The sequence below is a fragment of the Amycolatopsis echigonensis genome (genome assembly GCF_014174495.1).
GTDB lineage: Bacteria > Actinomycetota > Actinomycetes > Mycobacteriales > Pseudonocardiaceae > Amycolatopsis > Amycolatopsis echigonensis.
Genome location: NZ_JACJHR010000052.1, coordinates 18,394 through 33,056, shown reverse-complemented (window position 1 = coordinate 33,056; position 14,663 = coordinate 18,394). Strand labels below are relative to the sequence as shown.

Annotated in this window: 15 protein-coding genes; 12 read left to right on the top strand and 3 right to left on the bottom strand. The window is 68.7% G+C overall.

Annotation, left to right across the window (positions count from 1 at the left end; translation table 11 throughout):
- Positions 1-21 precede the first annotated feature (21 nt).
- The 10 genes from H5411_RS29995 to dnaB all read left to right on the top strand — a co-directional run bounded on the left by H5411_RS29995 (position 22) and on the right by dnaB (position 8,298).
- Entirely contained in the window at positions 22-945 is a 924-nt protein-coding gene (locus H5411_RS29995; protein ID WP_183125766.1) for a hypothetical protein, read from the top strand.
- A 101-nt stretch (positions 946-1,046) separates the two neighbouring features.
- Positions 1,047-1,370 carry a 30S ribosomal protein S6 gene (gene rpsF, locus H5411_RS29990; protein WP_093572314.1) on the top strand — a complete coding sequence of 108 codons (324 nt, stop codon included), beginning with the start codon at positions 1,047-1,049 and terminating at the stop codon, positions 1,368-1,370.
- Positions 1,371-1,399: 29 nt separating this feature from the next.
- Positions 1,400-1,927 carry a single-stranded DNA-binding protein gene (locus tag H5411_RS29985; protein WP_101436754.1) on the top strand — a complete coding sequence of 176 codons (528 nt, stop codon included), beginning with the start codon at positions 1,400-1,402 and terminating at the stop codon, positions 1,925-1,927.
- A gap of 34 nt (positions 1,928-1,961) precedes the next feature.
- Complete coding sequence (gene rpsR, locus H5411_RS29980) at positions 1,962-2,210, top strand: 30S ribosomal protein S18 (RefSeq protein WP_037364233.1); 249 nt, start codon at positions 1,962-1,964, stop codon at positions 2,208-2,210.
- Between the two features lie 14 nt (positions 2,211-2,224).
- Positions 2,225-2,689: a 50S ribosomal protein L9 gene (gene rplI, locus H5411_RS29975; protein ID WP_101436753.1), complete on the top strand. Its 465-nt coding sequence runs from the start codon at positions 2,225-2,227 to the stop codon at positions 2,687-2,689.
- 240 nt (positions 2,690-2,929) lie between these two features.
- Positions 2,930-3,337 carry a hypothetical protein gene (locus H5411_RS29970; protein ID WP_246369431.1) on the top strand — a complete coding sequence of 136 codons (408 nt, stop codon included), beginning with the start codon at positions 2,930-2,932 and terminating at the stop codon, positions 3,335-3,337.
- Positions 3,338-3,344: 7 nt separating this feature from the next.
- The gene (locus tag H5411_RS29965; RefSeq protein ID WP_183125765.1) at positions 3,345-3,956 is read left to right on the top strand and encodes a DUF3558 domain-containing protein; all 612 of its coding nucleotides are present in this window, start codon (positions 3,345-3,347) and stop codon (positions 3,954-3,956) included.
- A gap of 42 nt (positions 3,957-3,998) precedes the next feature.
- A complete protein-coding gene (locus H5411_RS29960) occupies positions 3,999-5,363 on the top strand; it encodes a hypothetical protein (protein ID WP_183125764.1) in 1,365 nt (454 codons plus the stop codon).
- A gap of 11 nt (positions 5,364-5,374) precedes the next feature.
- Positions 5,375-6,172: an ESX secretion-associated protein EspG gene (locus tag H5411_RS29955; RefSeq protein ID WP_312878650.1), complete on the top strand. Its 798-nt coding sequence runs from the start codon at positions 5,375-5,377 to the stop codon at positions 6,170-6,172.
- Positions 6,173-6,894: 722 nt separating this feature from the next.
- Entirely contained in the window at positions 6,895-8,298 is a 1,404-nt protein-coding gene (gene dnaB / locus H5411_RS29950; RefSeq protein WP_037364212.1) for a replicative DNA helicase, read from the top strand.
- Positions 8,299-8,334: 36 nt separating this feature from the next.
- Here the strand turns inward: dnaB and H5411_RS29945 are convergent, their stop codons facing one another.
- On the bottom strand, positions 8,335-8,706 hold the full coding sequence (locus H5411_RS29945) for an ArsR/SmtB family transcription factor (RefSeq protein ID WP_101436749.1): 372 nt from the start codon (positions 8,704-8,706) through the stop codon (positions 8,335-8,337).
- Between the two features lie 95 nt (positions 8,707-8,801).
- Here H5411_RS29945 and H5411_RS29940 point away from each other — a divergent pair, with 95 nt between their 5' ends.
- Positions 8,802-9,980, top strand: a complete 1,179-nt coding sequence (locus H5411_RS29940; RefSeq protein WP_183125762.1) for an MFS transporter — start codon at positions 8,802-8,804, stop codon at positions 9,978-9,980.
- 3 nt (positions 9,981-9,983) lie between these two features.
- Here the strand turns inward: H5411_RS29940 and H5411_RS29935 are convergent, their stop codons facing one another.
- Positions 9,984-10,523: a YciI family protein gene (locus H5411_RS29935; protein WP_101440932.1), complete on the bottom strand. Its 540-nt coding sequence runs from the start codon at positions 10,521-10,523 to the stop codon at positions 9,984-9,986.
- Positions 10,524-10,626: 103 nt separating this feature from the next.
- Between H5411_RS29935 and H5411_RS29930 the strand changes: the two genes are divergently transcribed.
- Positions 10,627-11,406, top strand: coding sequence for a dioxygenase family protein (locus H5411_RS29930; RefSeq protein ID WP_183125761.1), 780 nt, complete (start codon positions 10,627-10,629; stop codon positions 11,404-11,406).
- An 81-nt stretch (positions 11,407-11,487) separates the two neighbouring features.
- Here H5411_RS29930 and H5411_RS29925 read toward each other — a convergent pair whose 3' ends face one another.
- Positions 11,488-14,622, bottom strand: coding sequence for a beta strand repeat-containing protein (locus tag H5411_RS29925; protein ID WP_143271404.1), 3,135 nt, complete (start codon positions 14,620-14,622; stop codon positions 11,488-11,490).
- Positions 14,623-14,663 lie beyond the last annotated feature (41 nt).

The window sequence follows — 14,663 nt, the reverse complement described above, 5'->3', positions numbered from 1 at the left end:
GCCCGCGGACCCCGGAGGATAGTGCTCGTGCGGAAAATCCCCACCTGGAAGCGAACCCGTCGAGCACTCACCGTCACCGCTCTCGCCGCCCTCTTCACCGGCGGCACGTTCCTGGGCGCCGGCACCGCGTCCGCGGCGACCACGCTCGCGAACCAGTGCACGGGCGCGGTCACCGGCGGCATGGGGGACGCGGTCGCCATGCCCGGCTCGGCGGTCAAGGAGATCGTCCGCCAGTCGGCCAGGGACCAGGTGAACTTCTGGCGGCTGGCCACCGTCTGGCCGGACTCGCTGGCGAACGCCATCGCGAACAAGGGCAACCTGCAGGTCGGCGAGATCCCGAACGCCGCGGGCGGCACGATCAGCGGCGACGCGATCGGCCAGGTCGTCTCGGACGCACTGAAGGACGCGCCGGGAATCGGCCTGCTGCCCGACACCAAGACCAAGGTGCTGAACGGGATCCGCAGCGAGGTCGCGTCCGCGTGCGGGCTCACCACGACGGCGAACAACTACCAGGCGCCGTCGTCCTCGAATTCCCCGTCGAACGGCGGCTCCCAGCAGCCGAACGGCAGCGCGCCCGGGCAGAACAGCGGCGGCAACCCGCTCGGCAACTACCAGCCGGGCTCGACCGGGATCGCCCCGCCGCGCGACTACGGCAACATCCCGACCGCGACCCCGGGCAGCCCGGGTGCGCTGGGCACCGCGGTCGCACCCGGCGCGCGCTACGGCGCGCTGCCCGGTTCCGGCGCATTGCCGCAGCAGCCGTCCGCCGGACAGGACCCGCAGGGCCAGCAGGGCCCGGACATCCGCAACGCGGGCAACGCCGAAGCGCTGGCGAGCCAGGGCGGAGCCTCGGACGTCCAGCTGCCGATGCTGCTCGCGGTGATCGTGCTGGCCGGCGTCACCGCCGGGCTGGTCCGCACCTGGGTGCTGCGCCGCGTCAGCTGACCCGCCGGACGGGACTGTCGGACCCGCCGGGTACGCTTACCTGGACAAACCCTCCTGTCACGGAACCGCCGTGACCGCGAGCCCATAGGAGGTGAGTGGTTATGTCACGCCATTACGAGGTAATGGTCATCCTGGACCCGACGCTCGACGAGCGCACGGTCGCGCCCACGCTGGACAACTTCCTCAACGTGATCCGCACTTCGGGCGGAAGCGTCGAGAAGGTCGATGTGTGGGGCCGCCGTCGCTTGGCGTACGAGATCAAGAAGAACGCCGAGGGCATCTACGCGCTGCTGGACCTGAACTCGACGGCCGAGGCCGTCAAGGAACTGGACCGCCAGCTGTCGCTGCAGGAAACCGTGCTGCGCACCAAGGTCATGCGCCGCGAGGTCAAGGCCGCGGCCAAGCCCGCGCCCGCCAAGGCCTGATCCGAGCCCGATCCGAAGGGACGCCATCCGTGGCTGGAGACACCGTCATCACCGTGGTCGGGAACCTGACGTCCGACCCGGAGCTGCGCTTCACCCCGTCCGGTGCGGCGGTCGCGAACTTCACCGTCGCGTCCACCCCGCGCACGCTCGACCGGCAGACCGGCGAGTGGAAGGACGGCGAGGCGCTGTTCCTGCGCTGCAACATCTGGCGGCAGGCGGCGGAGAACGTCGCCGAGTCGCTCACGCGGGGCGCCCGCGTGGTGGTGCAGGGGCGGCTGAAGCAGCGGTCGTTCGAGACCAAGGAAGGCGAGAAGCGCACCGTCGTCGAGCTCGAGGTCGACGAGATCGGCCCGTCGCTGCGCTACGCGACGGCGAAGGTCAACAAGGTCAGCCGCGGTGGCGGCGGCGGTGGTGACTTCGGCGGCGGAGGCGGCTTCACCGGAGGCGGCGGCAATCGCGGCGGCGGCGGCAACAGCGCGCCCGCCGACGACCCCTGGGGCTCGGCCCCGCCCGCGGGCGGTGGCGGCGGAGGCTTCTCCGACGAACCCCCGTTCTGATCTCATCTCTTTCTAGAATTCCAGGAGTACAACAGTGGCCAAGCCACCCATTCGCAAGCCCAAGAAGAAGGTCTGCGTGTTCTGCAAGGCCGAGAAGAAGGGCCGCCCGGAAGCGATCGACTACAAGGACACCAACCTGTTGCGGAAGTACATTTCCGACCGCGGCAAGATCCGTGCCCGTCGCGTCACCGGCAACTGCAGCCAGCACCAGCGCGACATCGCCATCGCGGTGAAGAACTCGCGCGAGATGGCTCTGCTGCCCTACACGTCCACCGCGCGCTGAGGGGAGCACTAGTCATGGCGAAGATCATTCTCACCACCGACGTGGCGAACCTCGGCGGCCCCGGCGACATCGTCGAGGTCAAGGACGGCTACGCCCGCAACTACCTGCTGCCGCGCGGCTACGCGATCGTGGCCACCAAGGGTGCGGAGAAGAACGTGCGCACGATCCAGCGCGCACAGGAATCCCGCCGCATCCGCGACCTCGACCACGCCAAGGAAATCAAGGCGACCCTCGAGAGCCTCGGCGCGATCCAGCTGACCGGCAAGGCCGCGGCGGGCTCGAAGAAGCTCTTCGGCTCGATCACCGCCGGCGAGATCGTCGACGCGATCAAAGCCCAGGGCGGCCCGCTGCTCGACAAGCGCGTCCTGGACCTGCGCGACCACATCAAGACGGTCGGCAAGCACTCGGTCAACGCCCGCCTGCACCCGAACGTGAAGGTGGACCTCCGCCTCGAGGTCAAGGCCGTGGCGGCGAACTGACGTTCGCGCCTTTTTTCCGCGAAACCGCCCCCGGGAGATTCTCCTGGGGGCGGTTTCGTTTCGACGACGGCGACCAGCCGGGTCGAGCGCGCTTGACCGGAAACCGCCACAGATGCCCAGCTCAGAAGCCCTCGTGCGAACTTGCCAACATCAAGCGGGAACCAACTCGCGTGCGTTAACATCCAAGACGCTGATCTCGCCGGGGAAGAGCGAGGCATGGGTTGTAAGGGGGCCAGCGAGATGCCTGAAGGATCACCCGCGTCCGGCGGAAACCCGGGGGTCCAGGTGCCCCCGGTCCCGCCGATCATGGTGGGCAGCTACGGCAAGGCCGGCGGCTACAAGTTCACCGAAGACGAGGTCGACTCAGTCATCGGGCAGTGGAAAGACCTGCTCACCGACCTGCACAAGGACCGCCAGCACGCCGAGACCATCGCGTCGGTGACGCCGCCCGCCGACGAAGTGGCCAGCCATACCTTCGTCGAACGGGGTGCCAACCCTTCAGGGAAGAGCCTGTTGACCGAGCACGAGAGCATGGTCACGTACACGCAGAACTTCATCGACGCGCTCATCGCGGCGAAGAAGAAGATCACCATAACCGAGCTGCACAACGCCGAAGCCATGAAGAAGCAGACACAGAGTGGGCTCTGATCAGCACATGCCAAAACACATCGCCCGGCTCGCTGCCGGCACTGTCGTAGCCCTCAGCTTGCTGACCGCCTGCAGCGGCGGTACCGGCGGTACTGCTGAAACCCCCGCGCCCGGCAACCCCAGCCCGTCGAGTCCCGACAACTCGTCGAGCAACGGCGTGCCGAAGGTCCCGGCACCGCTTCCGACCGAGAAGCTGCTCGCCGATCCGTGCTCGGCCCTCGGCGACGACGCCAATGCCGTCGGCCTCGCCTCGCCTGGGAAGCTCAACGACATCACGCCACGCGGGTGCGACTGGCAGTCCTCAGACCCGGACCTCAAGGCGAACGGGGTCACTCTCGCGCCGGTCCCTCAGAATAAGAACGGCCTCGCCGACACCTACGCGACGAAATCGCGCCAGGCGTACTTCGAGCCGACCCAGATCAGTGGCTACCCGGCGGTTTTCACGGCTGGGCACGACTCGCGCAAAAACGGCGTATGCGATCTCGTCATCGGCGTCACCGATCAGCTCACTGTCGTCATCGTCGATTCCATTTCGAAGGGCAAAAACCTCGACAACCCGTGCGAGCCGCTGACCAAGATCGGCGCCGCGATGATCAACCACCTCAAGACAGCTTCTTGATCGCCACACGGCTCTAGCAGGCCCGGAAGGAAGATTCTCATTATGGGGAATGAGGACAACAGCACTGGCAGCACGCTGAAGAACACTGCTAAGGGTGCGGCGGTCGGAGCCGCCTACGGTGCGGTGCTGGGGCCGGAAGGGGCGGTCGTCGGCGGCGTAGTCGGCGGCCTGGTCGGTGCGGCATCCAGCATCTTCAGCGGCGGGCCGCACGCAGACCATCTGCAAGCGAACGTCGGCGGCGGGTCGATCGACGCGTACACGATTTACGACAAGATCAGCAAAGGCAACACCAGTTCGCTCGACGGCGGCAGGAGCGCAGCCGACACGCTTCAGAAGCTGCACGCAGCTCGCTCTCAGCAAATCGATGCGCTGAACAACAAGATGAACAGTGCTTGGCAGGGCAGCAGCGCGGGCGCGGCCCAGTCGGGCGCGAATGCGCTCAAGATCTGGCACGACGACTCTGCCAAAAATCTGGGCACGAGCCAGACCTTCATGACCAACCAGGTCGACGCGTTTCACGATGTGCACGGCAAGGTCCAGGAACTACCCAAAGACCCGCCTGAAATGAAGTGGTACGACCACCAGCCGTTCAGCGATAAAGACGACGAGATCGACAAGTACAACCAGAACAGCCAGACGAACGTCCAGGCTTACACGGCGTACTACGGTTCGAGTTCCCAGAACGCCGGCGGGATGCCGCAGTACAACGTCTGGCAGGGCAACAACATCTCAGACGGCAACACCGACCCCGGCAAGTACGGCGGCGGGCCGGGCACCGGCCCTGGCGGTATCGGCGGCGGATTCAGCGGCGGGCCGGGTGGCGTCGGTGGAGGCAGCTTCACTCCGCCGAAAACGAACCCCCCGAGGTTCACCCCGCCAGGCGGTGGCGGCGGCTTCACTCCGCCGAAAACGAACCCTCCGAGGTTCACTCCGCCAGGCGGTCCCGGCGGGCCAGGTCAGTTTGTGCCGCCTGACGACGGCACGAAGACCTCGGGCTGGACGCCACCGACGACTGACCCGGCGAAGTTCGACCCGAGCTCCTTCGGCCCGACTGGTAGCGGCAGCGGCTACGGCGCTGGCAGTGGAGGCGGTGCCGGCGGCGGCGCTGCCTTCGGACCCGGCGGATTCGGCGGGGCAGGCTTTGGCCCCGGCGGCACCGGTTCCGGTGCCGCGGCAGGCGGTGCCGGTGCTGGGGCCGGTGCGGGAGGCGTGGGCGGCATGCGTGGTGCCGGTGCCGGAACAGCTGGCAAGGCCGGTGCGGCAGGCATGGGAGGCATGGGCGGCGGCGCCAAGGGCGGCAAGGGCCAGGAAGACGAGGAGCACCAGACCAAGTACCTGCTGGAAGAAGACGGCAACGACATCTTCGGCTCCGACCAGATGACCGTTCCGCCGGTCATCGGTGAATGAGGGTCAGCGACGTGATCACCCTCGACCGTCCCGTGACCTTCACGGCCTACACCCTGTGCAACCTGATCCGGCGACGTGGTGCGGAGCCGCACAAGGTCATCGGAGAGACGGCCGCGTTCTACGTACCGGAGGACCAGCGCAGGCTCGACGAGCAGGTCAACGCAGGTCTCCAGCAGGCCGGATTGATGGGCCCGCGGGGGATAGATCGCGATCTGCTCGCGTTGATCGATTCGATCTCCCATCCGCACCTGGAGTATTACGGCTGGTTCGACGGCCAGTTCGACGACGGAAGCCCGGCTAACTTTTCCGCGCTGGTGGGCAGTGGCAACGGCGGCGGCTTCGGCTTGGTCCGGGTTGGCCGCGAGCCGAGGGTCGCCGTCACCAGGCAACGGCCGGAGCTGCTCCTTGAAACCTTCCTCGACATCATTCCGGCCGCCCGGACTCCTCCCGGGCAAGCCCTGCTTGTCGACCGCAAGGAATTCGAGACCGGACGACCGCATAACGCGGGCGAGCCGCGAACTTCGATCATGATGAACGACCAGAGCCGGAAGGAACAGGCTTCCCCGCTGAAGGAGATTCAGCGGATCATGAAGGCACCACGCATCGGCAATGGCGCGTTGTACGTCGCCGTCAGGACCGCAAGCGGCGCACGCAGGCGGATTCCCAAGCCGATCAACTTCGTCGACATCGACGAGGGGCGTTGGCTCATGGAGGAACGCCCGGGTCGTGAATCCATCCTCGTGTACACGCCCTGGTCCAGGCAGACGATCTCCGAACGGCTGCGTCAAGCGCAGAGCGCCTTGGGCTGAGCGGCCCTAGCGTTACTCCGGGTGGGGTTCCCGGCACGGCACCGCAAGGTGTCTGGCCGGTGAACCTCACCCGGTTTCGTGTTTGCGCCCGGTTAACCTGGGCTTTTGCCTCGTTACTCACTGTCCGCAGTCACCAGGTGGGCCAGGTGAGGAATTCTCCTTCGTTCAGCCCATCGGGTCGGTGATCTACCGTGCGTAGCAACCATCCACAGGGCAGTGGACGGCGACCGGTGCGACACGCCGAAGAAGGAGTTCGACACGACACGCCGGACGAGTTTTGGCGAAGTTCTCCACAGTCTCTACACAGGCCTTGACCTGCGGATTCAGTGAGGCCGTTCTGCGCTGTCCCCACTTTGTCCACAGGCTCGCGGAGACCTGTGATTCGTTGCCCCCAGTCATCCACAGGTTGTCCACAGCACGGTCAACACCCGGAATTGCGCTCGTCCTTCCGGGGGATCTAGCGTGCGTTCGCGCCCACTACTCCCGGTGGCTCCGCGTGGCGGTCACCGGTGCGGGGAACCGCCCGGTCCATCATCGAAGAGAGCCGGACGGGCGAGGTGGGAAAGCCGGGCCGATTCCGGCATACTCGAACAGGTGTTCGCCTGGACTGACCTCTTCGCGAGGCGGACGGCGGACGCGGTTCGGGACAGGGACAGGGACAGGCGCACGCGAGACGACGGGGCCGGCCGGAACGACGGCTGGGCGAGGGAGGTGTCCGGGCAGTGGCGGTGACCGATGACCGCGGTCCGGCGTACGCGGAGTCCGATCCGGGTCCGAGCGACCCCGGCCCCGGCGGCTTCGACCGCCAGCCGCCGCAGGACATCGCGGCGGAGCAGTCGGTGCTCGGCGGCATGCTGCTGTCGAAGGACGCGGTCGCGGACGTCATCGAGGCGCTCGGCCCCGGCGATTTCTACCGGCCCGCGCACCAGGCCGTGTACGACTGCATCCTCGACCTCTACGGCCGCGGCGAACCGGCCGACCCGATCACGGTGGCGGCCGAACTCGAACGGCGCGGCGAACTCGGCCGCGTCGGCGGCGCGCCGTACCTGCACACGCTCATCGCGACCGTGCCCACCGCGGCGAACGCGGGCTACTACGCCGAGATCGTGGCCGAGAAGGCGGTGCTGCGCCGTCTCGTGGAAGCGGGCACGCGCATCGTGCAGTACGGCTACGGCGCGGCGGCGGCCGACGGCGCGAACATCGACGAGGTCGTCGACCGCGCGCAGGCCGCGATCTACGACGTCACCGAACGCCGTACGAGCGAGGACTACGTCGCGCTGGAGGACCTGCTCCAGCCGACCATGGACGAGATCGACGCGATCGCCTCGCGCGGCGGCCAGTCCCAGGGCATCCCGACCGGATTCGCCGACTTCGACGAGTTGACCAACGGCCTCCACCCCGGCCAGATGATCATCGTCGCGGCCCGCCCCGGTGTCGGCAAGTCGACACTGGGACTGGACTTCGTCCGGTCCGCCTCCATCAAGCACGGCCTGACCAGCGTCATCTTCTCGCTGGAAATGAGCCGGACCGAGATCGTGATGCGCATGCTCTCGGCCGAGGCGAAAATCCGCCTCGCCGACATGCGCGGCGGCAAGATGTCCGACGACGACTGGACGCGGCTGGCCCGGCGGATGAGCGAGGTGTCCGAAGCCCCGCTGTTCGTCGATGACTCGCCGAACATGACGATGATGGAGATCCGCGCGAAGGCCCGCCGGCTCAAGCAGCGGCACGACCTGCGGCTCGTGGTCGTCGACTACCTGCAGCTGATGACGTCCGGCAAGCGCGTCGAATCGCGACAGCAGGAGGTCTCGGAGTTCTCCCGCCAGCTGAAGCTGCTGGCGAAGGAGATCGAGGTGCCGGTGATCGCGATCTCCCAGCTGAACCGTGGTCCGGAACAGCGCACCGACAAGAAGCCGATGCTGTCCGACCTGCGTGAATCCGGGTCGCTGGAGCAGGACGCGGACATCGTCATCCTGATCAACCGCCCAGACGCCTGGGAACGCGACGACCCGCGCGCCGGCGAGGCCGACCTGATCCTCGCGAAGCACCGTGCCGGTCCGACGAGCACGATCGTGGTCGCGCACCAGCTGCACTACAGCCGGTTCGCCGACCTCGCCCACGACTGACCTCGACCGTCGGCGGGCTCGACCCCGCACGGCTCGCTAGGCGCCCGCGCTGGGCTGCCAGTCCGCGACGAGGTCCAGCAGTCCCGGGAAGCGGGCGTTGAGATCCTCCACGCGCACCCGGCTGCGTCGTTCCAGCCCGTATTGGCGCTGACGCAGCACGCCCGCCTCCCGCAGTGCCTTGAAGTGGTGGGTCAGCGACGACTTCGGACGGTCGAAGCCGAACCAGCCGCACGGATGGTCGTAGGCCTCGCGTTCCAGCAGCAGTTTTCGCACGATCGTCAACCGCAGCGGGTCGCTCAGGGCACCCAGGACCGCTTCCAGCCGCAGGTCTTCTCGCGCCGGTTCGGGCAGGGGCGGCGGCAGTTCGGCGGGCGGGGTATCCGGGTCGGTCACCGGGGACGAGCGCATGACCTCATTCAACCACTCCAGTACGAGATTAGTCGAACTACTGCTATGTTCGAGTTCGCTCGTACTAGTTCGAATAATCTCGTACTGGAGGATCCATGACCGTCGTCGCACCCCCGCGGACCGGTAGTCCCTGGCTCGCCGCGTGGCCCGTCACGGCGGTGTTCGTGCTTTCGAACGCACCGACCCCGCTGTACGTGCTGTGGCAGCACCGGCTCGGGTTCTCCGCTGGCACGCTCACGGTGATCTTCGCGGCCTACATCGCCGGGTTGCTGGCCGCGCTGCTCGTGGCAGGTCGCGCGTCTGACCGGCTCGGGCGCAAACCTGTTGTGCTGCCTGGTGTTTTGCTCGCGTTGGTCGCTTGCGGGTTGTTCGCCGTCGCGACGTCGGTGCTCGCGTTGGCGATCGCTCGGTTGCTGGCGGGACTCGCGGTCGGCATCACCGTCTCGGCGGGAATGGCCGCCGTGGTTGACGTCGGCGGGCCGGGACGCGCTCGCACCGCGACGCTCGCGGCGTCAACCGCGATGGTGTTCGGGGCTGGACTCGGGCCGCTGCTCGCCGGGGCGTTGTCGGAAACTCTGCCAGGGCCGACGGTGACGATCTTCGCGGTTTCGGCGGTTCTCCTGGTCAGCGCGGCCGTCGTGGTTGTTCGGCTGCCGCTTCGGCGTCCGGTCGATGCCGGTGCGGGCGGTTGGATGCGGATCCCCACGGTACCGCGGGCGCAGCGCAAGTACGTCGCGCTCGGGATCGCGGTTTTCGCCCCGGGAATCACGTCGACGTCGTTCGTGCTTTCCCTCGGACCGGCACTGCTGGCCAGCGTGCTCGGCACCAGCAATCGCCTGCTCGCCGGAGTCACGGCGTTCGTGATGTTCGGTGCGGCGACCGCGGTTCAGTTCGCGGCGAAGCGGTTTGAGGTTCGCACGATCCTGCTCGCGGGGGCAGCGGCAGGGGTGGCCTGCATGGCCGCGTTGCTGGTCGCTGTCCACGCGCACTGGATCGCTGCCATCGTCGTGACCGCCGTGCTCGCGGGAGCCGCGCAGGGACTCGGTCAACTCGGCGGGCTCACGCTGATCAGCACTCACGTACCCGAACGGCGGCGCGCCGAGGCCAACGCTCTGCTCAACTTCGGCGGCTACCTTCCCGCCGCACTCCTGCCCGTCGCCACCGGCTATCTCAGTGACGTCCTCGGAATCGCTACCGGATCAACTGTTTTCGCCGTGGTTCTCGCACTCGCGGCGCTCACCGCCGCCGGAATCGTCTGGCGTTCGGCCCGCTGACGATCACGAACGGCCGCCGGGCGCCCAGTCGTGCACCTCGATCGCGGCGTAGTGCTCCGCAGCGAGGAGTCCGCGGGCCGTATCGGCGTCAGCGGCTTGCACCAAGGCTGCTGTGCCGAGCCAGGCGGTTCCGTCGTCGGACCACAGCGGACCATAGGCGATCAAGGTCTCCGTGTCGGCTGGCTCAAGGTCGACGGGGGAACCGGAACCCAAGCCCAGCACCAAATACAGGTTCGCGGCCTCCGGATCGCCCGGGAATTCCCACATGGTGCGGCCAAGAGCGTTGTCCCAGCGGCGAATCAGGACGTCCCGGTACGCACCGGCCTGGTAATTCGGTTCCGCGAAAGCGAATTCCCGCGCCGCGGCGGCGTCCGGGAGGTCGACGATGTGCACGCTTCCGGTCGGGAGCTCGCCGTTCAAGGTCGGGCCGCGAGCGATCAGTTCCTCGGCGAAACCGTCCATGTAGGACCAATGCGCCTCGAGCAACTCGGCCCGCAACGCGGCGGAGCCCGGACGGTCCCGGTGGTAGCAGAAGAACTTCACCGGGCGAGTCTGCCGCATCTGCCGGGGAGCCGAGCACGAATTCGCCAAGTCCGCGAAGGAGGCGTACGATAGTAGTTGAACTTTCAAACATTTGGAGGCAGCCATGGCGACCCGCACGCCGGTTCTGTACCTGAGCCACGGTGCGCCGCCGCTCGCCGACGACGCGACGTGGACCCGCCAGCTCGCGCAGTGGTCCGCTGACCTGGCGAAACCTCGCGCGATCCTGGTCGTTTCGGCGCACTGGGAGGAGGCTCCGCTGACGCTCGGGGCGACCACGACGGTCCCGCTGGTCTACGACTTCTGGGGCTTCCCCGAGCGCTATTACCAGGTCAAATACGCCGCACCGGGCGCTCCGGAGCTCGCCGCGAAGGTCCGCAAGCTGCTGCATTCGACCGACACCCCGGTGCACGACGCCCCGGACCGCGGCCTCGACCACGGCGCGTACGTGCCGCTGGTGGAGATGTTCCCTGACGCCGACGTACCGGTGCTGCAGATTTCCATGCCCTCGCTCGACCCGCGGGCGCTCTACGACCTCGGCCGCAAGCTCGCGCCGCTGCGCGACGAGGGCGTGCTGATCATCGGCAGCGGATTCTTCACCCACAACCTCCGCGCGATGCGGGAAGTCGACGGCACCGACGGAACGCCTCCGGGATGGTCCGCCGAATTCGACCACTGGGGCGACGAGGCGCTGCGTGCCCACGACCTCGACGCGTTGCTCGACTTCCAGCACAAGGCCCCGGCCGCCGCGATGGCACACCCGCGGATCGAGCACTTCGCGCCGCTGTTCGTATCGCTCGGCGCCAGCTCGGCCGAAGGCGAGGGCCGCACGGTGATCGACGGTTTCTGGCACGGCTTGGCGAAGCGGTCGCTCGAATTCTCCTGACGCACCACAAAAAACGGGCCCGGAAGCACGTGGCTTCCGGGCCCGTCCGGGTTATCCCCGGCACGCTTCAGGCGAAGCGGTTCACTTCTTGAAGAAGCTGGTCACCTTCGCGGCCAGCTTCTGGAACGCACCCAGCGGGCCGGTCGCGTCACCGATCGCCGGCACGGCCGGAGCGGTCGGCATCGTGGTCGGCAGGGTCGTCGGGGCACCCGGAACGGCGGGCAGCGCGGCGACGGCCGGCAGCTGGTTCAGCGTCGGCAGCGAGGTCTTCACCGGCAGCTGAGCGGGAACAGCCGGAACGTCCGCACGCTCGGCACCCGCACCCGGCAGAGCCGGAACGCCCGGCAGCGACGGGACGGCCGGGGCCGACGGCAGGTGGACGCCGTTCTGCAGCCCGGACACCGACGGCAGCAGCGAAGCGCCCTTCAGCTGGTTCAGCTGACCCAGCGCGGACAGGCCGCTGACCTGCGGCACGTCGGCACGCTGGGCACCCGGCAGCGCCGGGCCGGGCAGCGTGGTCGCGGTGGGCAGACCCGACAGGCCGGGCAGGCCCGGCAGGGACGGAGCCGACGGCAGCGACGGCGTGGCGGAGCGGCCCGGCAGACCCGGAACGGCCGGCAGCGCGGGGAGCTGGTCAGCGCCCATCTCGCCGCCGAACGGCACGTCGATGGCCGGCTCGGGGTCGACCGTGGTCGAGTTGGGGGCCTCGGCGGTGGCCACGCCGAGCACCTCCAGCGGGACGCCGAAGATCTGCACCAGCGCACCCATGGGGTGGTAGTAGTCGAAGCCGGACAGGGCCTCGCCGGAGCCGTCGGTGCTGGTGGCGTCGTTGCCGTCGGTCACCTTGGTCACGTTGTCGCCGACCGCGTGCGCCACGCCGCCCACGGCGACCGAGTCGCCGAAGATCTGCGCGACGGCCGGGACCGGGAAGTCGAGGATGTCGCCCGAGAGCGAGCCCTCCACGCCCGAGGTGGTGTCCTTGCCGGCGTCCTTGACGACGGTGTTGTTGATGCCGTCGCCCGAGGACACGCCCGCGACGGAAACCGCGTCGCCGAAGATCTGCGCGACCGGCGCGGGGTCCACGCCGACGATGTCGCCCGCGACCGCGCCGCCGTCACCGTTGGTGAGAGCGTCGCCGCCCGCCGTCGAGGTGATGTCGTTGGTGGCGGTGCCGTGGCCGAGCGCGCCCCCGGCGAGCCCGTCGCCGAAGATCGTGCCCGCGCCGGCGAGCGGAGCCTTGACGATGTTGCCGGCGAGCGCGCCGTCCTTGCCGTCGGTGCCGGCGTTGCCGCCCGCCTTCGAGTCGGTCAGGTTGTCGGCCATGCCGGTGCCGATGCCGGCGACCGCGCCGCCGACGCCGTGGCCCTGCAGCGGCAGCGAGACCGGAGCCTCGACGATGTTGCCCGCGCCCGCGCCCTTCGTGCCGGTGGCGTGCACGTCCTGGCCCGCGGTGGAGGTGGTGTCGTTGCTGGCCTTGCCGTGGCCCTGGCCGACGAACGCGCCGCCGATGCCGAACAGCTGAACCGGGGTCGACACCGGGACGGTGCCGAGGTTGGAGCTCAGGAACCCGTTGTCGTCCTGGGTGTTCCCGCCGCCGCCTGCCTTCACGACCTTGGTCTCGGAGCCGTTGCCGGCGCCCTGGCCGATGAACGAGCCGCCCACGCCGAACACCTCGGCCGGCGCGGCCACCGGGACCTGCACGATGTTGCCCGAGCCGGACGAGTCGTTGCCCTGGCTGCCGTCGTAGTTGCCGGCGGTGACGGTCTTGGTCTCGGTCGAGGTGCCCGAGGCGTTGCCGATGTGGCTGCCGCCGATGCCGTGCACCTCGGGGGCGCCGGCGATCTGGGTGTTGACGATGTTGCCGGTCAGCGTCGAGCCGTTGCCGCGGGTGTAGCTGCCGTCGCCGGAGGTGGCGGTGGTGGTGTTGTCGCACTGGGCGACCGCGCGGCCGATGTAGGTACCGCCCACGCCGCACGCCTCGACCGGGAGCGCCACAGCCGGGTCGACCACGTTGGCCGAGCCGGCGGCGTCGTTGCCGCTCGTCTTCACGAAGCCGCCGGAGGTGGCGGTGGTCTCGTGGGTGGAGGAGGACGCCTGGCGGTCGAGCGCCTGGCCGGTGGTGGCGTTGCCGATCCACGAGCCGGCGACGGACGCGACGTTCGCGACCGGGCTCGCCTGCGCGGCTCCGGCGTTGCCGGACAGGAACGAGTGGTCCCCGTCCGTCTCGAGGTAGGTCGGGGTGCCGTTCAGGCTGCCCGGACGGGTGTCGCCCGCCTTGGCGTCGGCCGAGGAGCTGGAGGTGGAGTCCGCGTCCGAGCCCCACACGCCGCCGGCGTTGCCGTTGAACTTGACCGGCAGCGCGATCGGCGCGCCGACCACGTTGCCGCTGCCCGCGGCACCCTTGCCGTTGGACTTCATCGAACCGCCGGAGGTGGCGGTGGTGTCCGCGTTGTACCCGCCGCTGTAGGCGTTGCCGAGGATCCAGGACGCGGCGTTGCCGGTCACCTGGACCGGGGTCGCGAACTGGCCGCCGACGACGTTGCCGGACAGGCCGGAGCCCTGACCCGTGGTGTCGACGTTGCCGGTCTCGGTGGTGCTCTGGTGCGCCGAACCGCCCTTGACCGCACCGCTGCCGCCGGCCAGGCCGACGCCGTTGCCCGCGATCTGCACCGGGAGCGCGTAGTCGAGCGCCACGACGTTGCCGGCGAGGCCGGAGTACTTGCCGTCAGTCGCGACGTCCTGGTTGTGGCTGTAGGTCTGGGTGTGGTTGCCACCCTGCACGTGCGCGTCGCCGATGACGCCCACGGCGTTGTCGACGATCTGGATCGGGACGACGACGTCGCCGTTGACCTTGTTGCCCTTGAACGCGTCGTGGGTCGGCGTGAGCTGCCGGGGCGCGTCCGCCTTGGGGAGGCTGTCAGTCAGGCTGCCCGCGGAGCCGCCGGGCGTCTTCGCCGAGGCGAGCGCTCCCTTGACGGCGGAGGTGACGGGCTTGGTGCTGATCTCGTTGTGGTGCGCCGGGAGGTCCACCTGCCCGAGCGGGGTGCCGATCGCGTTGTTGGCCTCGTCGATCGGAACGGTGACGTTGAGATCCAGCGGGGAGGCCGGGGTGTCCGGGTTGACGTTCTCGTCGGCCGAGGCGATGCCGGTGCCCAGCATCAGCAACCCACCCGTGACCAACGCGGTCTGGAGTCCGCGCTTTGCCCAGGTCTGCATGGGGTTTTTCTCCTTCATATCGGGGTCCCTTGCGGGTTTGC

Bases quoted from the DNA above. Each gene is read 5' to 3' on its own strand.
- rpsF (WP_093572314.1), top strand. From the start codon at position 1,047: ATGTCACGCCATTACGAGGTAATGGTCATCCTGGACCCGACGCTCGAC.
- rplI (WP_101436753.1), top strand. From the start codon at position 2,225: ATGGCGAAGATCATTCTCACCACCGACGTGGCGAACCTCGGCGGCCCC.
- H5411_RS29970 (WP_246369431.1), top strand. From the start codon at position 2,930: ATGCCTGAAGGATCACCCGCGTCCGGCGGAAACCCGGGGGTCCAGGTG.
- H5411_RS29965 (WP_183125765.1), top strand. From the start codon at position 3,345: ATGCCAAAACACATCGCCCGGCTCGCTGCCGGCACTGTCGTAGCCCTC.
- H5411_RS29960 (WP_183125764.1), top strand. From the start codon at position 3,999: ATGGGGAATGAGGACAACAGCACTGGCAGCACGCTGAAGAACACTGCT.
- H5411_RS29945 (WP_101436749.1), bottom strand. From the start codon at position 8,706: ATGCGCTCGTCCCCGGTGACCGACCCGGATACCCCGCCCGCCGAACTG.
- H5411_RS29940 (WP_183125762.1), top strand. From the start codon at position 8,802: ATGACCGTCGTCGCACCCCCGCGGACCGGTAGTCCCTGGCTCGCCGCG.
- H5411_RS29930 (WP_183125761.1), top strand. From the start codon at position 10,627: ATGGCGACCCGCACGCCGGTTCTGTACCTGAGCCACGGTGCGCCGCCG.
- H5411_RS29925 (WP_143271404.1), bottom strand. From the start codon at position 14,622: ATGCAGACCTGGGCAAAGCGCGGACTCCAGACCGCGTTGGTCACGGGT.